Annotated in this window: 17 protein-coding genes and 3 tRNA genes; 10 read left to right on the forward strand and 10 right to left on the reverse strand. The window is 54.1% G+C overall.

Annotated elements, in window-relative coordinates:
• Window positions 1-82: 82 nt before the first annotated feature.
• Genes ptrA through recD form a run of 3 tightly spaced genes read left to right on the forward strand, consistent with a single transcriptional unit; the run spans window position 83 to window position 8,335 of the window.
• On the forward strand, window positions 83-2,971 hold the full coding sequence (gene ptrA / locus LY264_RS04545) for a pitrilysin (protein ID WP_032944851.1): 2,889 nt from the start codon (window positions 83-85) through the stop codon (window positions 2,969-2,971).
• On the forward strand, window positions 2,964-6,509 hold the full coding sequence (recB, locus tag LY264_RS04550; protein WP_048225380.1) for an exodeoxyribonuclease V subunit beta: 3,546 nt from the start codon (window positions 2,964-2,966) through the stop codon (window positions 6,507-6,509). The genes ptrA and recB overlap by 8 nt, the downstream gene beginning before the upstream one ends.
• On the forward strand, window positions 6,506-8,335 hold the full coding sequence (gene recD / locus LY264_RS04555; RefSeq protein ID WP_048225377.1) for an exodeoxyribonuclease V subunit alpha: 1,830 nt from the start codon (window positions 6,506-6,508) through the stop codon (window positions 8,333-8,335). Before recB ends, recD begins: the two co-directional genes overlap by 4 nt.
• 97 nt (window positions 8,336-8,432) lie before the next feature.
• Here recD and argA read toward each other — a convergent pair whose 3' ends face one another.
• Entirely contained in the window at window positions 8,433-9,764 is a 1,332-nt protein-coding gene (gene argA / locus LY264_RS04560) for an amino-acid N-acetyltransferase (RefSeq protein ID WP_048215634.1), read from the reverse strand.
• 234 nt (window positions 9,765-9,998) lie between these two features.
• Between argA and amiC the strand changes: the two genes are divergently transcribed.
• Window positions 9,999-11,252 carry an N-acetylmuramoyl-L-alanine amidase AmiC gene (gene amiC, locus LY264_RS04565; protein WP_048215635.1) on the forward strand — a complete coding sequence of 418 codons (1,254 nt, stop codon included), beginning with the start codon at window positions 9,999-10,001 and terminating at the stop codon, window positions 11,250-11,252.
• A 74-nt stretch (window positions 11,253-11,326) separates the two neighbouring features.
• Here amiC and LY264_RS04570 read toward each other — a convergent pair.
• The 3 genes from LY264_RS04570 to LY264_RS04580 all read right to left on the reverse strand — a co-directional run bounded on the left by LY264_RS04570 (window position 11,327) and on the right by LY264_RS04580 (window position 11,742).
• Window positions 11,327-11,403 (reverse strand) — tRNA-Met (locus LY264_RS04570).
• 33 nt (window positions 11,404-11,436) lie between these two features.
• A tRNA-Met gene (locus LY264_RS04575) sits at window positions 11,437-11,513 on the reverse strand.
• 152 nt (window positions 11,514-11,665) lie between these two features.
• Window positions 11,666-11,742 (reverse strand) — tRNA-Met (locus tag LY264_RS04580).
• A gap of 205 nt (window positions 11,743-11,947) precedes the next feature.
• Here LY264_RS04580 and mltA point away from each other — a divergent pair.
• Complete coding sequence (gene mltA / locus LY264_RS04585) at window positions 11,948-13,045, forward strand: murein transglycosylase A (protein ID WP_008785702.1); 1,098 nt, start codon at window positions 11,948-11,950, stop codon at window positions 13,043-13,045.
• Window positions 13,046-13,153: 108 nt separating this feature from the next.
• The gene (tcdA, locus tag LY264_RS04590; RefSeq protein WP_048225374.1) at window positions 13,154-13,960 is read left to right on the forward strand and encodes a tRNA cyclic N6-threonylcarbamoyladenosine(37) synthase TcdA; all 807 of its coding nucleotides are present in this window, start codon (window positions 13,154-13,156) and stop codon (window positions 13,958-13,960) included.
• A 77-nt stretch (window positions 13,961-14,037) separates the two neighbouring features.
• Here the strand turns inward: tcdA and csdE are convergent, their stop codons facing one another.
• Both csdE and csdA read right to left on the reverse strand, forming a co-directional pair.
• A complete protein-coding gene (gene csdE / locus LY264_RS04595; RefSeq protein ID WP_048225371.1) occupies window positions 14,038-14,484 on the reverse strand; it encodes a cysteine desulfurase sulfur acceptor subunit CsdE in 447 nt (148 codons plus the stop codon).
• Window positions 14,484-15,689: a cysteine desulfurase CsdA gene (gene csdA, locus LY264_RS04600; RefSeq protein WP_071692230.1), complete on the reverse strand. Its 1,206-nt coding sequence runs from the start codon at window positions 15,687-15,689 to the stop codon at window positions 14,484-14,486. Before csdA ends, csdE begins: the two co-directional genes overlap by 1 nt.
• A 192-nt stretch (window positions 15,690-15,881) precedes the next feature.
• Here csdA and LY264_RS04605 point away from each other — a divergent pair, with 192 nt between their 5' ends.
• The 4 genes from LY264_RS04605 to rlmM all read left to right on the forward strand — a co-directional run bounded on the left by LY264_RS04605 (window position 15,882) and on the right by rlmM (window position 18,899).
• Window positions 15,882-16,109, forward strand: coding sequence for a YgdI/YgdR family lipoprotein (locus LY264_RS04605; RefSeq protein ID WP_003825635.1), 228 nt, complete (start codon window positions 15,882-15,884; stop codon window positions 16,107-16,109).
• Window positions 16,110-16,474: 365 nt separating this feature from the next.
• Window positions 16,475-17,392, forward strand: coding sequence for a glycine cleavage system transcriptional regulator GcvA (gene gcvA, locus LY264_RS04610; RefSeq protein WP_003034035.1), 918 nt, complete (start codon window positions 16,475-16,477; stop codon window positions 17,390-17,392).
• An 18-nt stretch (window positions 17,393-17,410) separates the two neighbouring features.
• Window positions 17,411-17,806 (forward strand): DUF423 domain-containing protein, encoded by a 396-nt coding sequence (locus tag LY264_RS04615; RefSeq protein ID WP_003034037.1) that lies wholly within the window; start codon window positions 17,411-17,413, stop codon window positions 17,804-17,806.
• Entirely contained in the window at window positions 17,799-18,899 is a 1,101-nt protein-coding gene (gene rlmM / locus LY264_RS04620) for a 23S rRNA (cytidine(2498)-2'-O)-methyltransferase RlmM (protein ID WP_003034040.1), read from the forward strand. Before LY264_RS04615 ends, rlmM begins: the two co-directional genes overlap by 8 nt.
• A 35-nt stretch (window positions 18,900-18,934) precedes the next feature.
• Here the strand turns inward: rlmM and fucR are convergent, their stop codons facing one another.
• From fucR to fucI, 4 genes are all read right to left on the reverse strand, one after another.
• Entirely contained in the window at window positions 18,935-19,663 is a 729-nt protein-coding gene (gene fucR, locus LY264_RS04625) for an L-fucose operon activator (RefSeq protein WP_003825642.1), read from the reverse strand.
• A gap of 57 nt (window positions 19,664-19,720) precedes the next feature.
• Window positions 19,721-20,143, reverse strand: coding sequence for an L-fucose mutarotase (gene fucU, locus LY264_RS04630; protein WP_048225364.1), 423 nt, complete (start codon window positions 20,141-20,143; stop codon window positions 19,721-19,723).
• Between the two features lies 1 nt (window position 20,144).
• Window positions 20,145-21,563, reverse strand: coding sequence for an L-fuculokinase (fucK, locus tag LY264_RS04635; protein ID WP_048225361.1), 1,419 nt, complete (start codon window positions 21,561-21,563; stop codon window positions 20,145-20,147).
• A gap of 107 nt (window positions 21,564-21,670) precedes the next feature.
• Entirely contained in the window at window positions 21,671-23,446 is a 1,776-nt protein-coding gene (fucI, locus tag LY264_RS04640) for an L-fucose isomerase (protein WP_048225359.1), read from the reverse strand.

A 23,446-nucleotide genomic window follows, 5' to 3' on the forward strand; every position in this document is an offset into this window, starting at 1 on the left:
ACATAGTCTTGCCCTGTTCAGATCATGTATTTATGCGTGGTTTGTAGTGAACAGGTGAATTCGTTAATGATGAGGTTTGTGAATGCCCCGCAGCACCTGGTTCAGCGCATTACTGTTGTTCGTCGCCCTTTGGGTTCCCGTAAGTCAGGCAGATACCGGTTGGCAGCCTTTAGCTGAAACCATCCGTAAAAGCGATAAAGACACCCGTCAGTATCAGGCCGTGCGCCTTGATAACGGCATGGTTGTGCTGCTGGTATCCGATCCTCAGGCCGTGAAATCCCTTTCTGCACTGGTAGTCCCCGTGGGCTCGTTGGAAGATCCGGACGATCATCAGGGGCTGGCGCACTATCTCGAACACATGTGTCTGATGGGCTCGAAAAAATACCCACAGCCGGACAGCCTGGCTGAATTCCTGAAAATGCACGGCGGTAGCCACAATGCCAGCACTGCGCCTTATCGTACGGCCTTCTATCTTGAAGTCGAAAACGACGCGCTGGTGGGGGCGGTGGATCGCCTGGCGGATGCTATTGCCGATCCATTGCTGGATAAAAAATATGCCGACCGCGAGCGTAACGCGGTTAACTCCGAGCTGACACTGGCGCGTACCCGAGACGGGATGCGTATGGCGCAGGTGAGCGCTGAGACGATCAACCCGGCGCACCCTGGTTCGCGTTTCTCTGGCGGGAATCTTGAGACATTAAGCGATAAACCGGGCAACCCGGTGCTGCAAGCATTACAAAAATTTCATGAAAAGTACTACTCTGCGAACCTGATGAAGGCGGTGATTTATAGCAATAAACCGCTGCCAGAGCTGGCGCGGATAGCGGCTGACACCTTTGGGCGCGTACCGAACAGGAATATCGCAAAGCCTGAGATTACCGTCCCGGTCGTCACTGATGCGCAAAAGGGCATCATCATCCACTATGTTCCGGCAATGCCGCGTAAAGTATTGCGCGTCGAGTTTCGTATCGATAACAACAGCGCGCAGTTCCGCAGTAAAACCGATGAACTGGTGACCTACCTGATTGGCAATCGTAGCCCGGGCACGTTGTCTGACTGGCTGCAAAAGCAGGGCCTGGTTGAAGGTATTCGCGCAGACTCCGATCCGGTGGTCAACGGGAACAGCGGCGTATTAGCCATTTCCGCGACGTTAACCGACAAGGGGCTGGCGAACCGCGATGAAGTTGTCGCGGCAATCTTTAGCTACCTCAATTTGTTACGCGAGAAAGGTGTCGATAAACGCTATTTTGACGAGCTGGCGCACGTGCTGGATCTCGATTTCCGTTATCCCTCCATCACCCGTGATATGGACTACGTGGAATGGCTGGCTGATACCATGATCCGCGTTCCCGTCGAGCATACGCTGGATGCGGTGAATATTGCTGACCAGTACGATGCGAAAGCCGTTGAGCAACGTCTGGCAATGATGACGCCGCAGAATGCGCGTATCTGGTATATCAGCGCGAAAGAGCCACATAATAAAACCGCTTATTTTGTCGATGCGCCTTACCAGGTGGATAAAATCAGCGACAAAACCTTTGCCGACTGGCAGCAAAAAGCGCAGGGCATTGCGCTGTCGTTACCGGAGTTGAACCCCTACATTCCGGATGATTTCACGCTGATTAAGACGGATAAAAAATACGCTCACCCAGAGCTGATTGTTGATGAGCCGGATTTACGCGTGGTGTATGCCCCGAGCCAGTATTTTGCCAGCGAGCCGAAGGCTGACGTCAGCGTGATCCTGCGTAACCCGAAAGCCATGGACAGCGCCCGCAACCAGGTCTTATTCGCCCTGAACGATTACCTGGCAGGGATTGCGCTCGATCAGTTAAGTAACCAGGCATCGGTAGGTGGAATTGGTTTCTCTACCAACGCTAACAATGGGTTGATGCTTAACGCCAACGGCTACACCCAACGTTTGCCGCAGCTTTTTCAGGCGCTGCTGAGCGGCTATTTCAGCTATACCTCAACGGACGAACAGCTGGAACAGGCGAAATCCTGGTATGCCCAGATGATGGATTCCGCAGAAAAGGGTAAAGCTTACGATCAGGCTATTATGCCGGTGCAGATGCTTTCTCAGGTGCCGTACTTCTCCCGCGACGAGCGCCGTAAGCTGCTGCCTTCCATCACCCTGAAAGAGGTGATGACCTACCGCGACGCTTTAAAAACCGGTGCGCGACCTGAATTCCTGGTCATTGGCAATATGAGCGAAGCTCAGACAACGAGCATGGCGCGGGATATCCAAAAACAGCTTGGTGCGAACGGGTCACAGTGGTGTCGCAACAAAGATGTGGTTGTGGACAAGAAGCAGTCCGTCATCTTTGAAAAAGCAGGCAGCAGCACGGATTCAGCGCTGGCCGCGGTATTTGTACCAACCGGATACGATGAATACGCCAGTTCAGCCTACAGCGCTATGTTAGGTCAGATTGTTCAGCCGTGGTTCTACAATCAGCTGCGTACTGAAGAACAGCTAGGCTACGCCGTATTTGCTTTCCCGATGAGTGTTGGCCGTCAGTGGGGAATGGGGTTCCTGCTGCAAAGCAGTGATAAGCAGCCGTCTTACCTCTGGGAGCGTTATAAAGCGTTCTTCCCGACGGCGGAAGCGAAGCTACGGGCGATGAAACCTGAAGAGTTCGCGCAAATTCAGCAGGCGATTATTGCGCAAATGCTGCAGGCGCCGCAAACGTTGGGGGCAGAAGCCTCACAGTTAAGCAAAGATTTTGATCGCGGCAATATGCGCTTCGATTCACGTGATAAAATAGTGGCTCAGATTAAACTGCTGACGCCGCAAAAACTTGCCGACTTCTTCCATCAGGCGGTGGTTGAGCCGCAAGGCATGGCGATATTGTCACAGGTTTCCGGCAGTCAGAATGGGAAAGCAGAATATGTGCACCCGGAAGGCTGGAAAGTGTGGCAGACCGTCAGCGCGTTGCAGCAAACCTTACCCCTGATGAGTGATAAGAATGAATGATGCCGCTGAGTCCCTTGATCCACTGCGCTTGCCCCTGACGGGCGAGCGCCTGATTGAAGCCTCTGCGGGCACCGGTAAAACCTTTACCATCGCCGCCCTCTATTTACGTTTACTGCTTGGACTGGGCGGCTCTGCCGCCTTTCCTCGTCCTCTGACCGTCGAAGAACTGCTGGTGGTCACCTTCACCGAGGCGGCTACCGAAGAGCTGCGCGGTCGAATTCGTAGCAATATTCATGAACTGCGAATTGCCTGCCTGCGTGAAACCACCGACAACCCGCTATATGCCCGTTTGTTAGATGAAATTGCCGATAAAAAACAGGCCGCGCAGTGGCTGCTATTGGCTGAAAGACAGATGGATGAAGCGGCGGTGTTTACCATCCACGGCTTTTGTCAGCGTATGCTCAGTCTTAATGCCTTTGAGTCAGGCATGCTGTTCGAACAGCAGCTGATAGAAGATGAATCGCTGCTGCGCTATCAGGCCTGCGCGGACTTCTGGCGTCGGCACTGCTACCCGCTGCCCCGCGACATTGCGCAGGTGGTTTTTGAAACGTGGAAAGGACCGCAAGCGCTGCTGAGAGATATCGATCGCTATCTGCAGGGGGAAGCGCCGGTTATCAAGGCGCCACCGTCTGATGACGAAACGCTGGCCTCCCGGCATGAACAAATTCTCGCACGCATTAATCAGATCAAGCAGCAATGGTGTGATTCTGTTGATGAGCTGGATGGCCTGATGGAAGCCTCCGGAATTGACCGGCGTAAATTTAATCGCGGTAATCAGGGCAAGTGGATCGAAAAGATTAGCGCATGGGCGCAGGAAGAAACACAAAGTTACCAGCTTCCTGACGCGCTGGAGAAATTCTCACAGCGTTTTCTGGAAGAGCGCACCAAAGCGGGCGGGATAACCCCTCAGCACCCGCTGTTTGTCGCTATTGATGAACTGCTTAGCGAACCGTTAACTCTCCGCGATCTGGTGATCACCCGGGCGCTGGCGGAGATCCGCTCGGCAGTTGCCGAGGAAAAACGTCGCCGTGGCGAGCTGGGTTTTGACGATATGCTCAGCCGTCTGGATGCGGCGTTGCGCAGTGAAAGCGGCGATGCGCTGGCGACGGCTATTCGTACTCGTTTTCCGGTCGCCATGATCGATGAATTCCAGGATACCGATCCACAGCAGTACCGTATTTTTCGTCGGATCTGGCAGCATCAGCCGGATACCGCACTGCTGCTAATTGGTGATCCGAAACAGGCAATTTACGCGTTTCGCGGCGCGGATATCTTCACCTATATGAAGGCGCGCAGCGAAGTCAGCGCACACTATACGCTCGATACCAACTGGCGTTCGGCCCCCGGCATGGTCAATAGCGTGAATACGCTTTTCAGCCAGATGGACGACGCCTTTATGTTCCGCGAAATCCCTTTCAGCCCGGTAAAATCCGCAGAAAAAAACCAGGCGTTACGGTTTGTTTTGCACGGCGAAACGCAGCCAGCTATGAGTATGTGGCTGATGGAAGGAGAAAGTTGCGGCGTAGGCGATTATCAGAGCTACATGGCCCAGGTGTGCGCCACACAAATTCGCGACTGGCTTAAGGCCGGGCATTCTGGCGCAGCGCAACTGGTCAGTGGCAAAGCATCCAGCCCGGTACGCGCGTCAGATATCAGCGTACTAGTGAGAAGCCGCCAGGAGGCGGCGCTGGTCCGTGATGCGCTGACGCAACTGGCCATTCCCTCTGTCTACCTCTCCAACCGTGACAGCGTATTTGAAACGCTGGAAGCGCAGGAGTTGCTATGGGTGCTGCAGGCGGTGATGACGCCGGAACGTGAGAACACGTTGCGTAGCGCGCTGGCGACCTCAATGATGGGGTTGAATGCGCAGGATATTGAAGCGTTAAATACCGACGAGAATGCCTGGGATACGGTGGTTGAAGAATTCGACGGCTATCGTCAGATCTGGCATAAACGCGGCGTGATGCCGATGCTACGTGCGCTGATGACGGCTCGCCAGATTGCAGAGAACCTGCTGGCGACGGCGGGAGGCGAACGTCGACTGACCGACATTTTACATATCAGCGAACTGCTGCAGGAAGCGGGCTCGCAGCTGGAAAGCGAGCATGCGCTGGTGCGCTGGTTGTCCCAGCATATTCTTGAACCCGACAGCAACGCGTCCAGCCAGCAGCTCAGGCTGGAAAGCGACAAGCATCTGGTCAAAATCGTCACCATCCATAAATCGAAAGGGCTGGAGTATCCGCTGGTCTGGCTGCCGTTTATCACCAATTTCCGCGTTCAGGATCAGGCTTTCTACCACGATCGTAGCTCTTTTGAAGCCGTGCTGGATCTCAGCGATGCTGAGGAGAGCGTTGAGCTAGCCGAAGCAGAACGTCTGGCGGAAGACCTGCGTTTGCTGTATGTCGCGCTAACCCGTTCGGTATGGCACTGCAGCCTTGGCGTTGCGCCGTTGGTACGACGTCGGAGCGATAAAAAAGGGGATACCGATGTGCATCAGAGCGCCCTTGGTCGCCTGTTGCAAAAAGGTGAGCCGATGGATGCCGTGGGTCTGCGTAGCGCGATTGAAGCGCTTTGTAGCAACGATATTGCTTGCCAGACTCCCGCGCAGCCTGACGGTGAACCCTGGCAGGTTGCGCAGGCTGTTAGCAGCGAACTGAGTGCGAAAATACTGCAGCGTAAGCCCGGCGATAGCTGGCGCGTGACCAGTTATTCCGGTCTGCAACAGCGTGGACAGGGTATCGCGCAGGATCTGATCCCGCGACTGGATATCGATGCCGCAGGCGTCGGTGAGGTTATTGAAGAGTCAGGACTTACACCGCATCAGTTCCCGCGCGGCGCTTCGCCGGGTACGTTCTTGCATGGCCTGTTTGAAGATCTCGATTTTACGCAACCGGTGGATCCGCATTGGGTCGAGGAGCAACTGGCGTTGGGCGGTTATGACGCACACTGGACGCCGGTTTTGACCGAATGGCTGGACGCTATTTTGCAGGCGCCTCTCAACGAGACGGGCGTGAGTTTGAGCCAACTTTCCGCGCGAGAAAAACAGGTGGAGATGGAGTTTTATCTGCCGATTTCGCAGCCGTTGATGGCCAACCAGCTTGATGCGTTAATTCGCCAATACGATCCGCTATCGGCGGGGTGCCCTGCGTTGGACTTTATGCAGGTTCGCGGCATGCTGAAAGGCTTTATTGACCTGGTATTCCGCCACCAGGGGCGTTATTACCTGCTCGATTACAAATCGAACTGGTTGGGCGAAGACAGCTCCGCCTATACGCAGCAGGCAATGGCCTCTGCCATGCAGGCGCATCGCTACGACCTTCAATACCAACTTTATACCCTCGCGCTGCATCGCTACTTACGCCATCGCATTGCTGATTACGATTATGAACGCCATTTTGGCGGCGTTATCTATCTCTTCCTGCGCGGCGTTGACAGTGAAAATCCGCAGCAGGGAATTTACGCGACCCGACCTGACGGAGAGTTGATTGCGTTGATGGACGAGATGTTTGCCGGTGCGGTGCAGGAGACGATGTTATGACAATCCAGAAACGATTTCTGGAGGCTGTTGAGCAAAAACAGCTCCGGCCTCTGGATGCTCAGTTCGCGCTGGCGGTTGCCGGAAGTGACAACCCTGCCGTTGCGCTGGCTGCGGCGTTGCTCAGTCGTGAAGCGGGAGAAGGGCACGTCTGCTTACCGCTTTCACGGTTATCTCTGAGCGAGGACGCGCATCCTCTGTTAAGCGCCTGGCTAGCTGAAACGGGTGAGCCAGAAGACTGGGCGGAATGTCTGCTGGCTTCCAGTGCGGTAAGCCGTGGCGAGCAACCCACGCCGCTGGTGCTGTACGGCGATCGCTTGTATCTGAACCGGATGTGGCACAACGAACGTACGGTAGCCCGCTTTTTCAGTGAAGTGAACCACGCCATTGAAGTGGATGAACAACGGTTGACCCACACGCTGGCGGCGCTGTTTCCGCCATCGGAGGGGGTTAACTGGCAAAAAGTAGCCGCTGCTGTTGCGCTCACCCGCCGGATATCGGTGATCTCAGGCGGACCGGGGACGGGAAAAACGACAACGGTCGCAAGGCTGCTGGCGGCGTTGATTCAAATGGCAGACGGTGAGCGCTGTCGTATTCGACTGGCGGCGCCAACGGGAAAAGCGGCTGCGCGCCTGACCGCCTCACTAGGCGCGGCGTTACGAGAGCTACCGCTAACCGATGAGCAAAAGAAACGCATCCCCGATGATGCCAGTACGCTGCATCGATTATTAGGCGCTCAGCCTGGCAGTCAGCGCCTGCGTCATCATGCGGGAAACCCGCTGCATTTGGATGTGCTGGTGGTGGATGAAGCCTCGATGATTGATTTGCCGATGATGTCGCGCCTTATCGATGCGCTGCCGCCACACGGACGGGTGATTTTTCTGGGCGATCGCGACCAGCTCGCTTCCGTCGAAGCGGGGGCCGTGCTGGGGGATATCTGTGCTTTCGTTGGTGACGGGTTTACCCCGGAACGCGCCCGCCAGCTCAGTCGCCTGACCGGGAGCGCTATTCCTGCCGGTTCGGGAATTCAGGCAGCAGCGTTGCGCGACAGTCTGTGCCTGCTGCAAAAGAGCTACCGTTTCGGCAGCGATTCCGGAATCGGTCAGTTGGCTGCGGCAATTAATCGCGGCGACAAAACTGCGATAAAAACGGTGTTCCAGCAGGGATTTAGCGACATCGAAAAAAGCACGCTACACAGCAGCGAGGATTATGCCGCGATGCTGGATGAGGCGCTGGCGGGATATGGGCACTACCTGGATTTGCTGCACGGGGGGGCCGAGCCGGGGGCTGTCATTCAGGCCTTCAATGAGTATCAACTGCTATGCGCCCTGCGGGAAGGTCCGTTTGGCGTTAGTGGTTTGAATGAACGCATTGAGCAGGTGATGGCGCAGAAACGTAAAATTCATCGTTTGACCCATAGCCGCTGGTATGAGGGAAGGCCGGTGATGATCGCGCGCAATGACAGTTCGCTGGGATTATTTAACGGTGATATCGGCATTGCCCTCGACCGTGGACAGGGCCTGAGGGTGTGGTTTGCGCTGCCGGATGGTTCTATCAAATCGGTGCAGCCCAGCCGCTTGCCTGAACATGAAACCACCTGGGCGATGACGGTGCACAAATCGCAGGGATCTGAGTTTGACCACGCGGCGTTGATTTTACCCAGCCAGCATTCACCCGTGGTTACCCGCGAGCTGGTTTATACCGCTGTTACCCGTGCGCGTCGTCGTCTGTCGCTGTACGCCGATGAGCGGATATTAAGCCGCGCCATTGCCACCCGCACCGAACGTCGCAGCGGACTGTCAGCATTATTTAATGACGGCATGATATAGATGTAGGCCGGATAAGCGTCAGCGCCATCCGGCCTAAAAAAGATGTGCCAGCGATGTAGGTCGGATAAGGCAGTTATGCCGCATCCGGCAACCACTCCTATGCCAAATCCGCCATCAGTACTTTTGACCGCCGCTGATAGTTGTACATCTCTTTCTTGCTTTCCGGCAGCAGGTCGATATCCACCGGCGTGAAGCCGCGCTCCTGGAACCAGTGGATGCTGCGTGTGGTTAACACAAACAGCTTGCTCAACCCCATTTGCCGGGCCTGCGCGGCGATCCGTTCCAGCAACACTTCCCCGCGTGACGAGCTACGGTAGTCCGGATGTACCGCCACACACGCCATTTCGCCAATTCTCTCTTCCGGGAAAGGGTACAGAGCGGCGCAGGCGATGGTCAGGTTATCACGCTGAATAATCGTGAATTTGTCGATCTCCATTTCCAGTTGTTCGCGGGAGCGGCGGACCAGAATGCCTTGTTGTTCCAGCGGGCGGATAAGCTCCAGAATGCCGCCGATATCGTTAATGGTAGCGCGACGGATCTGCTCGGCGCTTTCCATTACGATCTGCGTACCGATCCCGTCGCGGGAGAACAGTTCCTGCAGCAATGCGCCATCTTCCTGATAGCTGATCAGGTGGCAGCGACGTACGCCACTGCGACAGGCCTTCACTGCCCCGCGCAGGAAGCGCACCGTGCCGGAGCTGTAATCGCCTTTCTCTTCCTGCAACTCAACGCGAGCCTGAGCTTCGTTAGGAAACAGCTCGGAAATAATATCGCCGTCATCGTTGGTGACACCCTGAGAGGAGCAAAAGCCGATCATTTTCTCGGCCTTCAGTTTGATAGCCAACTGCGTGGCGACCTCTTCTGACGTCAGGTTAAAGCTCTCACCGGTGACGGAAACGGCAACCGGGCCCATCAGCACAATTGCGCCGCTGTCTAACTGGCGGTGAATGGCCTCTTCATCAATACGACGAATACGCCCGCTATGGCAGTAATCTACGCCGTCATCAACACCCAGCGGCTGAGAGATAATAAAATTACCGCTGACCACATTGATGTGAGCACCCTGCAATGGCGTATTATTCAGGCTCATCGACAGGCGGGCGGTAATATCAAGCTGAAGTAAACCCGCAGCCTGTTTGACCAGTTCCAGCGTTTTAGCGTCGGTAACGCGCGTATTTTTGTGGTACACCGGCTCATGATGATGCGCCGCAAGATTGGCATCAATCTGCGGTCGTGCGCCATAGACCACGACCAGGCGGATGCCGAGGCTATGAAGAAGACCAATGTCATTGACGATACTGGAAAAGTTTTCATGCTCGATGGCTTCGCCGCCCAGCATAATGACAAACGTTTTTCCCCGATGGGTATTGATATAGGGAACAGAATGGCGGAATCCCTGTACCAGTTCGGTTCTACGCTCCTTCACCACGGCACACCCTCATTGCATGATTATTCGTAATTTGTGTATTTTTATTCTGTTTTTGCGCTGTGCGCAAGCGTAATTTTTACCCATGCCGAAGATTTTTCTCAGTAATGCCGTGAATATAAAAAGAATGTTTACCCTTTTATAGATGACAGATTATGCGTCATTCGCTAAAGTTTCCGGTCAATTCGGACGTTTTACGTATTACCTCTAAAAAAGATTTCTTTGCTCGGGAGAAGCATGTCGGGATCCAATTCAGCAATCAGTCGCCGCCGTTTATTGAAAGGTGCGGGTGCTATGTGGCTTTTGAGCGTCAGCCAGGTGGGTCTGGCGGCCGTGAGTCAGGTCGTTGCCGTACGTATCTGGCCTGCGTCCAGCTACACTCGCGTCACGGTAGAATCTAACCGTCTGCTGAAATACAAACAGTTTGCCCTGAGTAATCCTGAGCGTGTGGTTGTGGATATTGAAGACGTTAATTTGAACTCGGTGCTCAAGGGCATTGGGACGCAGATTCGTCCTGACGATCCGTATATTAAGTCGGCGCGCGTTGGCCAGTTTGATCCTAAGACCGTGCGGATGGTGTTCGAGCTGAAACAGAATGTGAAGCCGCAACTTTTTGCGCTGGCTCCGGTGGCAGGCTTTAAAGAACGTCTGGTAATGGATCTCTATCCCGCGAATGCCCAGGACGTTCAGGATCCGCTGCTGGCATTGCTGGAAGATTACAACAAGGGCGATCTGGATAAACAGGTGCCACCTGCACAAAGTGGCCCGCAGCCGGGTAAAGCGGGGCGCGATCGTCCCATTGTCATTATGCTGGATCCAGGCCACGGCGGAGAAGACTCCGGTGCGGTGGGGAAATACAAGACGCGTGAAAAGGATGTGGTGCTGCAGATTGCCCGCCGCCTGCGAGCCCTCATAGAGAAAGAGGGCAACATGAAGGTCTTTATGACACGAAATGAAGATATCTTCATTCCGCTTAAAGTCCGCGTGGCGAAAGCGCAGAAGCAGCGTGCTGACCTGTTTGTCTCTATTCACGCCGATGCCTTTACCAGTCGACAACCCAGCGGTTCGTCGGTGTTTGCGCTCTCGACCAAAGGTGCGACAAGTACCGCCGCGAAATATCTGGCGCAGACCCAGAACGCCTCGGATCTCATTGGTGGTGTCAGTAAGAGCGGTGACCGCTACGTCGACCACACCATGTTCGACATGGTGCAGTCGCTGACCATCGCCGACAGCCTGAAGTTTGGTAAAGCGGTATTGAGTAAGCTTGGCAAAATCAACAATCTGCACAAGAACCAGGTTGAACAGGCCGGGTTTGCGGTACTAAAAGCGCCGGATATCCCGTCTATTCTGGTCGAAACGGCATTTATCAGTAACGTTGAGGAAGAGCGCAAACTCAAAACGGCGACCTTCCAGCAGGAAGTTGCAGAGTCGATTCTGGCAGGGATTAAAGCCTACTTTGCCGATGGGGCGACGCTGGCGAGAAGGGGATAACAAAAAAGCGCTGAAAAGCGCTTTTTTTATGGGCGGCAGAAACAAAAAAACACCCGTTAAGGTGTTTAATGTGTTGGTTGCGGGGGCCGGATTTGAACCGACGACCTTCGGGTTATGAGCCCGACGAGCTACCAGGCTGCTCCACCCCGCGTCACCGTACTGCTTATATTTTATCAAATTTGATTGGTTGCGGGGGCCGGATTTGAACCGACGACCTTCGGGTTATGAGCCCGACGAGCTACCAGGCTGCTCCACCCCGCGTCCGTCTTTTTGCTTCGTATTTCAAACCACATCAGCGCTGGCTTTCCTCGTTCACCTCAGTCACTTACTGGAGTAAGCTCGTAAGGATTCACTGCGTCGCCGCCTTGCTGTGACTCGAACTACTTTGCAAAAATCTTACATCAAATTTTAATTGGTTGCGGGGGCCAGATTTGAACTGACGACCTTCGGGTTATGAGCCCGACGAGCTACCAGGCTGCTCCACCCCGCGTCCGTGGATGCGCACTATACTCTGCTCGCATTTTCATGCAACCCTTTTTTCACCTTGATCACGTTTTTAGGGTGAAAATGAACAAAAACAACGCATTCTGGATTGTTTTTTGCTCAAAATTTGCGTTCGGGTATGTATACGCATTTCATTAGGTTCGGGGGTTTGTTATCTTCGTCTCGCATTCAGGCAACATAAGACGAGAACAATGAAAGGACGTTGGGCAAAATATCTTCTGGCGGGAGCTGTAGTCGCGATGCTCGCCGCGTGTTCCTCAAAACCCACCGATCGTGGGCAGCAGTATAAAGACGGGAAATTTACCCAGCCTTTCTCACTGGTGAACCAGCCTGATGCGGTTGGCGCGCCAATCAATGCCGGTGATTTCGCCGAGCAGGTTAATCAAATTCGCAGCGCTTCGCCACGTTTGTACGGCAACCAGAGCGACGTCTACAACGCTATCCAGCAATGGTTACGTGCGGGCGGTGATACGCGCAGTATGCGCCAGTTTGGTATTGATGCCTGGCAAATGGAAGGGGCGGACAACTACGGTAACGTCCAGTTTACCGGTTACTACACACCGGTTATCCAGGCGCGCCATACGCGCCAGGGCGAGTTTCAGTATCCTATCTATCGCATGCCACCAAAACGTGGGCGCTTACCCTCTCGTGCCGAGATCTACGCGGGCGCGCTAAGCGACAATTATATTCTGGCATACAGCAACTCCCTGATGGATAACTTCATTATGGATGTTCAGGGCAGTGGTTACATCGATTTTGGCGATGGCAGCCCGCTCAACTTCTTTAGCTATGCCGGGAAAAACGGCCACGCCTATCGCAGTATCGGTAAAGTGCTTATCGACCGTGGCGAAGTGAAAAAAGAAGATATGTCGATGCAGGCTATTCGCCACTGGGGTGAAACGCACAGCGAAGCCGAAGTGCGTGAGCTGCTGGAGCAGAACCCATCGTTTGTCTTCTTTAAACCGCAATCTTTTGCTCCGGTGAAAGGGGCCAGCGCGGTGCCGCTGATTGGCCGCGCGTCCGTAGCTTCTGACCGTAGTATCATTCCTGCGGGCACAACGTTACTGGCGGAAGTCCCGTTACTGGACAATAACGGCAAGTTTACCGGCCAGTACGAACTGCGCCTGATGGTGGCGTTAGATGTGGGTGGGGCTATTAAAGGGCAACACTTCGACATCTATCAGGGTATTGGCGCTGACGCCGGACACCGTGCCGGGTGGTATAATCACTACGGTCGCGTATGGGTACTAAAAACAGCGCCGGGTGCGGGTAACGTGTTCAGCGGTTAATTGCCGGATGGCGCTTCGCTTATCAAGCCTACATTATTGAGTAGGCCTGATAAGGCGTAGCCGACATCAGGCAGTCAGACTGCTCGGTATTAATGAATTTGAGGTTCTATGTCTGTGGTTATTAGCGATGTCTGGCGCCAACGTTTTGGCGGTACGGCACGTCTGTATGGCGAAAATGCGTTGCAGCTGTTTGCCCAATCGCACGTTTGCGTGGTTGGGATTGGCGGAGTAGGGTCATGGGCGGCGGAAGCGCTGGCGCGAACCGGTATTGGCGCTATCACACTCATCGATATGGATGATGTGTGCGTCACCAATACAAACCGCCAGATCCATGCGCTGCGTGATAACGTCGGTCTGGCAAAAGCTGAAGTGATGGCGGAGCGTATCCGACAGATTAACCCGGAGTGCCGGGTGAACGTGGTCGATGATTTTGTTACGCCAGATAACGTTGCTGAATATATTAATGCGGGATTTTCGTACGTCATCGATGCGATTGATAGCGTGCGCCCAAAAGCGGCACTGATCGCGTACTGTCGGCGTAACAAAATTCCGCTGGTGACCACCGGTGGTGCGGGCGGACAGATCGATCCTACCCAGATTCAGGTCGTTGATTTGGCAAAAACCATCCAGGATCCGCTGGCGGCCAAGCTACGTGAGCGGCTGAAAAGCGATTTTGGCGTGGTGAAAAACAGCAAAGGCAAGCTGGGCGTGGACTGCGTGTTCTCGACCGAAGCGCTGGTTTACCCGCAGGCGGATGGCTCGGTATGTGCGATGAAAGCGACGGCGGAAGGGCCGAAGCGTATGGATTGCGCGTCCGGGTTTGGCGCGGCCACCATGGTGACAGCCACCTTTGGCTTTGTTGCTGTCTCCCATGCGCTGAAGAAGATGATGGCGAAGGCCGCGCGTCAGGCCTGATTGTGTCGGATGTCGCTACGCTTATCCGACCTACGGTTCGTGCAGTGTTGTAGGCCGGATAAGACGTATCTGCGTCGTCATCCGGCTTTCTGGGCCGCCTCGAGAATCGCTTCGTTCAGAGCATGTAGTCCCTGGCTACGCGAGGCGCTGAGCTGCGCGCGTAAACCCAGTTCGTCAAATAACGCCATCGGCGAACGCGCCAGTAACTCGGCTGCCGTTTTACCTTCGACCGCGGTGAGTAATACCGCCAACAGCCCACGTACTATTCGACCTTCGCTGTCGCCGAAGAAATGCAGAGTGCCATTCTCATGAAGAGTATGCCCCAGCCAGACGCGGTTTTCGCAGCCCGCAATTTCTTTGACCTGCGCCTTTAGCGCATCCGGGAGCGCCGGCAACTGCTTACCCAGCAGAATCAGCTGGCGATATTTATCTTCCCACTGAGTAAGCGGGATAAAGGTATTGCGTAACGTCTCTTCGGTTACGGTTGTGCCAAACGGGTGTCCGGCGAACAGAGGGCTTGTCATTAATCCACCAATATTTCCAGCGCGCGGTCGACGGCTGCGACCAACGCATCCACATCGCTTTGGGTATTATAAGGGGCAAATGAGGCGCGTAGTGTTCCGGATACGCCCAGCTCCGCCAGCAACGGCTGTGCGCAGTGTTGCCCCGCGCGCAGCGCAATGCCATATTCGGCCAGCAGAGTGACCATATCGCTGTGATGAACACCCGCGAAATCAAAGGCTAACAGACTGGAGTCCTGGCAGCGGAAGGAACGAAAGCCAGGGCGTTTCGCCAGGGCATCTTCTGCCAGCGTCGCCAGACCCCGGCTCCAGTTTTCGGCCTGCGCAACGTCGACGTCCGCCAGCCATTCGAGCGCCGCGCTTAGCCCGATAACGCCTGCAACGTTAGGCGTACCGGCTTCCAGCTTCCATGGTGCGGGCTGAGTGGTGAAACCGTCAAAACTGACTTCGCTAATCATCTTACCGCCCCCAAGCCAGGGAGACATGGCTTCCAACAGTTCCGGCTTACCGTACAGCACGCCAATACCGGTGGGGCCATATAGCTTGTGGCCTGAAAACGCATAGAAATCAATATCCAACTGCTGTACATCGGCAGGGTAATGCACAATCCCCTGGGCACCATCAACCATCACCACCATGCCAGCCGCATGGGCGAGCGTAATGGCGCGGGCCAGATCCGGGCAGCCACCGGTGACGTTCGACATTTGCCCGAGCGCCAGAATGCGGCTGCGCGGGGTAATGAGCTGCGTGAGGCGCTCAACGTCTGGCAATAAATGGAGGTTGAGTGGGAGTTTGACGACCTTAGCCCCCGTTTGTTCCGCGACCATCAGCCAGGGAACGAGGTTGGCGTGATGTTCCGCTGCGCTAACGATAATCTCATCACCCGGTTGAAGGCGTGGACGCGCATAGCTTTGGGCAACCATGTTGATCGCTTCCGTTGTGCCGCGGGTCCAGACGATGGTTTTGTCATCCGACGCATTAATCAGGTGTGCGACTTTTTCCCGCGCGGCTTCATAGCGTGCGGTCAGGCGCTGGGCTTCAGCAAACTGGCTGCGATGGACGTTCCCGGCACTCAGGCTATAAAACTGATGGGTAGCCTCAATGACCGCCTGCGGCTTCAGCGCCGTAGCAGCGCTGTCGAGATAAACGCCAGCATCGTTGAGTGCGGGAAATTGTGCGCGAAAGTGCGCGGGGTTAAAAGCGTTCATGGTATTCCTCAGTTCAGTAAACCGATCGTGGCGCAAAAAGGGCATTGATACAAGGGTTGTGCTAACCATCGGAATACTCTGGATATCCTGGCAAAGCCCGTTCAGTGTCTTATGCTAAATAGTGTTAGGCGAATACTTTTGCCTGTTATGGAATTCATTTTATCTAGCATAAATCGCTTTAAGGAGAAGAAGATGAAAAAGACTGCCGCCATTATTTCTGCCTGTATGCTGACTTTTGCCCTGAGCGCCTGTTCTGGTTCGAATTACGTGATGCACACCAATGATGGCCGCTCAATCGTAGCTGATGGTAAACCACAGACCGATAATGAGACGGGGATGATTTCGTATAAAGACGCTAACGGCAACAAACAGCAGATTAACCGTACTGACGTGAAAGAGATGGTAGAACTGGAGCAATAACAGCCGGTCGGCCATCGACGAAATGTGGACAAAAAAAAGCACCGCAATTTGGCGGTGCTACATTAATCACTATGGACAGACAGGGTAAATGTACAGGAAGTGAAAAAGGGTAGCTTTGCTACCATGGTCTGAATCGCAGACCAATTGCAAACACAACAACACAACATCACAACCGTAAGCCAAAAGCCCACCAGAACACGCATTCCGATAAAACTTTTCGTTCCGGCTTCAGGAAGTGCCGCCACTATAGGTATTTGCTGGTAGAACCTCAACGGACAATTTATAATGGCTCAGATAAAAAAAACTAATAGGTTACAGCCTGTTAGCTAATTGTTAAATTCATTTAACATCAAAGCCTAAAAGTCATGTCAAAACGATTACCACCCTTAAATGCGTTACGTGTTTTTGATGCTGCAGCGCGTCATTTAAGCTTTACTCGCGCAGCAGAAGAGCTTTTTGTGACGCAGGCCGCAGTAAGTCACCAAATCAAGTCACTTGAGGATTTTTTGGGGCTAAAACTGTTTCGTCGACGCAATCGATCTTTGCTGTTAACGGAAGAAGGTCAAAGCTACTTTCTCGACATTAAAGAGATTTTTTCGCAATTAACCGACGCGACGCGTAAACTTCAGGCACGCAGTGCAAAAGGTGCGCTTACCGTTAGTTTATTGCCCAGTTTTGCGATCCAATGGCTGGTGCCCAGACTCTCTAGCTTTAACTCAGCTTATCCGGGAATCGATGTCAGGATCCAGGCGGTGGACCGTCAGGAAGACAAACTGGCTGATGATGTTGATGTGGCGATTTTCTACGGACGCGGCAACTGGCCGGGTCTGCGCGTTGAAAAATTGTACGCAGAATATTTATTGCCGGTCTGCTCTCCGCTGTTGCTTACCGGTGATAAACCGCTAAAGACACCGGACGACCTGGCAAAACACACGTTATTGCATGATGCGTCGCGACGAGACTGGCAAGCCTATACGCGCCAGCTTGGCCTGAATCATATCAACGTACAGCAGGGACCTATCTTCAGCCATAGCGCCATGGTGCTACAGGCTGCAATCCATGGACAGGGGATCGCGCTGGCTAACAACGTCATGGCGCAGTCCGAAATTGAAGCCGGACGTCTGGTCTGTCCGTTTAACGATGTTCTGGTCAGCAAAAACGCATTTTATCTGGTTTGTCATGACAGTCAGGCAGAACTGGGTAAAATAGCCGCCTTCCGTCAGTGGATTCTGGCGAAAGCGGCCACGGAACAAGAAAAATTCCGCTTTCGTTATGAACAATAATTTACGTAGGGTATTCAAATGACCAGCCGTTTTATGCTGATTTTTGCCGCCGTAAGTGGCTTTATTTTTGTGGCGTTGGGCGCCTTTGGGGCACATGTTCTGAGCAAAACCCTCGGTGTTGTTGAAATGGGGTGGATTCAGACCGGCCTTGAGTATCAGGCGTTTCATACGCTGGCTATCTTTGGCCTGGCCGTCGCCATGCAACGGCGCATTAGTATTTGGTTTTACTGGAGTAGCGTGTTTCTGGCATTAGGTACAGTGCTGTTTAGCGGCAGCCTGTATTGTCTCGCGCTCTCTCATTTACGCCTGTGGGCGTTTGTTACCCCTGTCGGCGGCTTCAGCTTCCTCGTAGGCTGGGCGCTGATGTTAGTGGGCGCTATTCGATTGAAACGTAAGGGCGTTAGCCATGAATAAGGTTGTATTGTTGTGTCGCCCAGGTTTTGAAAAAGAGTGCGCCGCAGAAATTACGGATAAAGCAGGACGCCGGGAAATCTTCGGTTTTGCCCGCGTGAAAGACAATGCGGGTTACGTCATCTTCGAATGCTATCAGCAGGACGATGCTGAAAAGTTAGTGAAAGAGCTGCCGTTTAGTTCGCTGATTTTTGCTCGTCAAATGTTTGTGGTGGGCGAGCTTCTGCAATACTTACCGCCGGAAGATCGTATTACACCGATCGTTGGCATGTTGCAGGGTGTGGTGGAAAAGGGTGGCGATCTGCGAGTAGAAGTTGCCGACACCAATGAAAGCAAAGAGCTGGTTAAATTTTGCCGTAAATTTACCGTACCGTTGCGTGCAGCGCTGCGCGAAGCAGGCGTACTGGCAAAGTATGAAACGCCAAAACGTCCGGTGGTTCACGTCTTCTTTATCGCCCCTGGCTGTTGTTATACCGGCTATTCCTGGCCTGACAATAACTCACCGTTTTACATGGGGATTCCGCGTCTGAAGTTTCCAGCCGATGCGCCGAGCCGTTCAACGCTCAAGCTGGAAGAAGCGCTGCACGTGTTTATCCCTGCCGATGAATGGGATGAGCGTCTGGCGAACGGAATGTATGCGGTGGATTTAGGCGCCTGCCCGGGCGGATGGACCTATCAGCTGGTTAAACGCAACATGTGGGTTTATTCCGTGGATAACGGCCCGATGGCGCAAAGCCTGATGGATACCGGGCAGGTCACCTGGCTACGTGAAGACGGATTTAAGTACCGTCCGAATCGCAATAACATTTCGTGGATGGTCTGTGACATGGTGGAGAAGCCGGCGAAGGTTGCCGCGCTGATGGCACAATGGCTGGTCAACGGCTGGTGTCGTGAGACGATCTTCAACCTCAAGCTGCCGATGAAAAAACGCTACGAAGAGGTATCACAGAACCTGGCTTACATTCAGGCCCAGCTTGATGAACATGGCGTAAATGCCCAGATTCAGGCGCGTCAGCTGTATCATGACCGTGAAGAAGTAACCGTTCACGTACGTCGTCTGTGGGCTGCTGTCGGCGGTCGTCGCGACGAGCGATAAGGCTACAACCCAGGCCGGATGGCGGCGTAATCGCCCTATTCGGCCTGGATTGCTTCAATCAGCTGTGTATCTGAAACAATATGCGTCACATCATCCAGATGCCCAATTCTGGCCTCTCCCGAACGATTAAATTTACTTTTATCGATCAGTAATAAAGACTGCGATGCACGCTTAAGCAGAATGGATTTGAAGTCTGCGTTGGTTGCATTTGAGTCCCAGAGCGCACCGTCGCTGTCGATCCCTTCGCAGGAAAAAATAAACAGGTCAATCTCGAGTGGTTTTAGCTGCGAGATAAGCGAGGGATTAACGTAGCAACCGTATTTGCGCTCAAGGCGACCGCCGGAGCTGATAAGCTGAATGTGTTCACGTTTAGCCAATTCCTGGCAGATGGGCTGGCTGTTGGTAAAAACGTGAATGTTGATGTCCGGTAACTGTCGCGCCAGATACCAGCAGGTAGAGCTGGCGTCTAAGGCAATCACCATACCTTCTTCGATCCATGCCAACGCTTCACGGGCGATATCCGCTTTGTGCGCATAGTGGCTTTTGAGTCGAATATGAAATGGGTCACCGCTGTCCTGATTTTCCCGGTGAATAACTTTGGCCCGACCGTGATTGCGTAACACTTTTCCCTGGGTCTGTAACTCGCTGAGATCGCGGCGAATGGTCTCTTTGCTGACGTTAAGCTGCAAAGCCAGGGCTTCGGTTGTCAGGCTTTTGTGGTTAGTAAGCAGATCTACGATTGCCTGCTGGCGCGCCGCTTTCATGTTCTGATCCTCATCTAATGATGAATGCCCGTACCTGACGGGCATTCTGACCAGAGATTACGGCGTTACCCCTTTTTTTAAAAGAATATTCCCGTACTTTGCCCGCTCTCCTGTGATAACGATCGCAAACGCCTTTTGTGCTCGTTCGTAAAAGGCAAAGCGGTCAATACGCGTGATGTCCGGGCAGGGGGTCTGTAATGAAAGTGCCTGACGATAGCGAGCCTCAACGTCAGGGTCGAGAGTGTCGCCTTCAACCGCAGCCATCATCACCAGCGGTGGGGCGTAGCTGTCCAGTTCAAATAGCGGAATAAGCGCCCGCAGCAGATCGCTGACCAGCAGACCGTCAGCGCGGATGACCTGTGGCCCCATGCTGTTGGCCGGGAAGTGGGCATCGGAAAAGATAATCTCATCGCCGTGTCCCATTTCGGCCAGCACTTTCAGTAAGTCGGGGGAAATTAAGGGAGATATCGTTTTAAGCATGTTACTCGACTCCTGTGAGTTCGGATTCGGTTTGCGGATAGAAGTAACGGTACTGATAGCGCACCTGTTCGCGCGCCTGCTCCGGGGAGGTAAATTCCCCGATGCCTGACCAGGCAAACATTGCGGCGCCTGCCACGGTGGTTTCGGCATCATCCAGCACTTTGACAGGGATCCCGAGAACGTTCGCTTTGATTTGGTTCCACAAGATGTTGCGGCTGCCCCCGCCAACTAATAGCAGTTCAGTGGCCTGGAAATAGCCGATTTTTTCCAGCGTTTGCAGATTCCGCTGCAGCTGTTCTGTCAGTCCTTCCAGCGCGGCGCGATAAAAGTGCCCACGAGTCGTATTGAGGGTAACCCCTTGCCAGCCCGCATTCTGACAGGCCAGCAGGTCGCAGTGCATCTTCACCCCTTCGGCACCAGCGGGAATATCCCGAGCTTCATCAATCAACGTTTGCCAGGGCGTGTCGGCGGTCCACAACAGCTTACGAACCCATTCAAGCACGCCGGAAGCCAGCCACTGCATACCGGGATTGTTAAGCCCTGGCTGACTATCCAGCTCACAGGTGGAGCCCGCATAATGGCTGAGCAGGGAGGTATTTACCTGCGCACTGCGCACCATCAGAATTTCCCATGTGCCGGAAGAGAGTACCGGTTCATCCTGTTGGGCTCCTGCGCCAAATAGCGCAAACTGTGTGTCGTGTCCGGCAGAGATGACTGGAATACCCTCTGGAAGTCCGAGCTGGCTGGCGGCCTCGCGTTGCAGTACCCCAATTTGTTCGCCTGCTTCAACCAGACGCGGAAACAGGCGACGCGGTATGCCTGTTGCCTGCAAAATATCCTGGCTGAAATCACGTTGCTGGATATCCAGCATCTGGCTGGTTCCTGCCATGGTGATGTCAGTTGTGAACTCGCCGGTTAAACGTTGGTTGATAAGCGACGAGATAAACAGCCAGGCGTGCGCCTGTTCCAGTAATTGTGGGTGGTTCTCTTTCAGCCACACCAGTTTGTACAGCGTATTGAAGCTAAACGCCCCAACGCCGGAGATTTCCTGCAGTTGCTGCGGTGACATGTAGCGATGGATATTCTCCATTACCGCTGCGGTACGTGGGCATTTCCAGCTGATCACCGGATACAGTTGTTTGCCGTTCTTATCCACCAGCGCGCCGTCCACGCCGAAGGTGGTGACGGCGATCCCGCGAATTTGGCAGGCGGCCAATTGTGAGGAAAGCCGCTGACAGCAGTCGGCAAAGCGTTGCAGAATGGCCTCCAGCGACCATTGGTGCCAGGCACTGTTTTCTGCGGCGATGTCACTGGCGTTCGGGGTCGCTGCGCGGGCGACAATCTTCCCCTGTCGGTCAACGGCAATGGCCCGTACGTTGGTCGCGCCACAGTCGAGAACCAGAATAACCTCTTGTTTCATAATTGCTCCTGGGAGATTACCTATTACCTGATGGTGGCTTCGCCTTATCCGGCCTACAAAACCGTGTGCTTCGTAGGCCGCGCCGCCATCAGGCAATCGCTCGATGTTTAACGCTTATACAGCGGACCGTAGTTCTGACAAGCGCGGTAATCCTGACCTTCCGTATCCATACCGTGGGCGGCCCAGGAGGAAGGACGATAAATTTTCTCGTCTTCCACGTTGTGCATGCACACAGGGATACGCAGCATGGCAGCCAGAGTGATAAAGTCCGCACCTACGTGACCAATCGTCAGCACCCCGTGGTTAGCGCCCCAGTTAGCCATGACGGAATAGACATCGCTGAACGGGCCCTTGCCGGTTAAGCGCGGAGCAAACCAGGTGGTTGGCCATGTGGAGTTGGTACGCGCATCAAGCTGGTCGTGCATATCTTTCGGCAATTCCACGCTCCAGCCTTCCGCGATTTGCAGCACCGGTCCCAACCCTTTGATGATGTTGATACGGCTCATGGTGAACGGCACACCGCCTTCAGTCAGGAAGCGAGATGAGTAACCGCCCCCGCGGAAGTATTCGTGAATAGCCGGGCACCATTCGGTTGCCGCCAGGCATTCATCCGCCTCTTTCTGCGAGATTTCCCAGTGTGGTTTCATGGTCGGTTTACCTTCGCTGTCGCGCTGTTTGCAGGAACCGTCCAGTGCCGCAGAACCGGAGTTAATCAAGTGAATGATGCCGTGCTCAGCAAGGCCGGTCAGCGGTTTACCCGTCACGCGTTCAACCGCCTCTGGCGACCAGTAGGTGCGCACATCGGCAAAGACCTGGGCCGTGCCGGTGAGTTGATGGCCGAACAGCATCGCTACGCCGTTCAGGCTGTCGTTTTCGGTTGCGACAACGAACGGTTCACGAACGCCATTCCAGTCAAAGGAACTGTTGAGCAACGCTTCGGCGGTATCGCCATTTGGGTATTGATCGGTCCAGTGACGTTGCCCCTGGAAGCCCGCGGCGATCGCGTTATAGCCCAGGGATTCTTCGACCAGACCTTTGTCTGCCAGCTTTTTGTTACCCTGCATCATGTCGCGAATGCACATAGCCATCAGCAGGCTTTCTTTCAGCACTGCGCGGCTTTGTTCAGTGTTACGCTTATATTGCTGCGCGTTCTGATCTTCGCCGTAGCGGAAGTTTTTGTCCGCCCACGCCAGCGCCATTTCCAGCTCGGTTTCATCATAGATTTTCTGGTCAATGCGACGACGCAGCTCGGTCATATCAACCGCCTGCACCTTCATACCCAGCCAGGATTCAAAGAAGTTATGGTCGACGATAGAACCGGCGATGCCCATTGATACACCACCGACAGACAGGTAGCTTTTCCCTTTCATACTGGCGACCGCTAAGCCGGCACGGGCAAAGCGCAGCAGTTTTTCTTCAACATCGGCAGGGATAGATGTGTCGTCTGCATCCTGTACGTCATGACCATAGATGGAGAAGGCCGGAAGTCCTTTTTGGCTGTGAGCTGCCAGTGCGGCGGCCAGGTAAACCGCCCCCGGACGTTCCGTGCCGTTGAAGCCCCAGATCGCTTTCGGGCGCATCGGATCCATGTCGATGGTTTCACTGCCGTAGCACCAACATGGGGTAACGGTAATCGTCACGCCAACATTCTGGCTGCTGAATTTTTCTTCACAGGCTGCGGATTCCGCCATGCCGGCGATACAGGTATCGGCAATCACACATTCAATTTGTGCGCCGCAGGCATGACGAAGTTTTTCAGTGATAAGCGCTGCGGTAGCTTTAGCCATATTCATGGTTTGCTCTTCGAGCGACTCACGTACACCCATACGACGTCCGTCAATAACCGGGCGAATACCAATTTTTGGTAAGCTGATTTTTTTCAT

The organism is Citrobacter portucalensis, from assembly GCF_023374935.1.
Taxonomy (GTDB): domain Bacteria; phylum Pseudomonadota; class Gammaproteobacteria; order Enterobacterales; family Enterobacteriaceae; genus Citrobacter; species Citrobacter portucalensis.

Bases quoted from the DNA above. Each gene is read 5' to 3' on its own strand.
- csdE (WP_048225371.1), bottom strand. From the start codon at position 14,484: ATGACAAGCCCTCTGTTCGCCGGACACCCGTTTGGCACAACCGTAACC.
- fucU (WP_048225364.1), bottom strand. From the start codon at position 20,143: ATGCTTAAAACGATATCTCCCTTAATTTCCCCCGACTTACTGAAAGTG.
- mltA (WP_008785702.1), top strand. From the start codon at position 11,948: ATGAAAGGACGTTGGGCAAAATATCTTCTGGCGGGAGCTGTAGTCGCG.
- rlmM (WP_003034040.1), top strand. From the start codon at position 17,799: ATGAATAAGGTTGTATTGTTGTGTCGCCCAGGTTTTGAAAAAGAGTGC.
- gcvA (WP_003034035.1), top strand. From the start codon at position 16,475: ATGTCAAAACGATTACCACCCTTAAATGCGTTACGTGTTTTTGATGCT.
- LY264_RS04605 (WP_003825635.1), top strand. From the start codon at position 15,882: ATGAAAAAGACTGCCGCCATTATTTCTGCCTGTATGCTGACTTTTGCC.
- amiC (WP_048215635.1), top strand. From the start codon at position 9,999: ATGTCGGGATCCAATTCAGCAATCAGTCGCCGCCGTTTATTGAAAGGT.
- fucI (WP_048225359.1), bottom strand. From the start codon at position 23,446: ATGAAAAAAATCAGCTTACCAAAAATTGGTATTCGCCCGGTTATTGAC.
- recD (WP_048225377.1), top strand. From the start codon at position 6,506: ATGACAATCCAGAAACGATTTCTGGAGGCTGTTGAGCAAAAACAGCTC.
- fucR (WP_003825642.1), bottom strand. From the start codon at position 19,663: ATGAAAGCGGCGCGCCAGCAGGCAATCGTAGATCTGCTTACTAACCAC.
- csdA (WP_071692230.1), bottom strand. From the start codon at position 15,689: ATGAACGCTTTTAACCCCGCGCACTTTCGCGCACAATTTCCCGCACTC.
- LY264_RS04615 (WP_003034037.1), top strand. From the start codon at position 17,411: ATGACCAGCCGTTTTATGCTGATTTTTGCCGCCGTAAGTGGCTTTATT.
- recB (WP_048225380.1), top strand. From the start codon at position 2,964: ATGAATGATGCCGCTGAGTCCCTTGATCCACTGCGCTTGCCCCTGACG.
- tcdA (WP_048225374.1), top strand. From the start codon at position 13,154: ATGTCTGTGGTTATTAGCGATGTCTGGCGCCAACGTTTTGGCGGTACG.
- fucK (WP_048225361.1), bottom strand. From the start codon at position 21,563: ATGAAACAAGAGGTTATTCTGGTTCTCGACTGTGGCGCGACCAACGTA.
- ptrA (WP_032944851.1), top strand. From the start codon at position 83: ATGCCCCGCAGCACCTGGTTCAGCGCATTACTGTTGTTCGTCGCCCTT.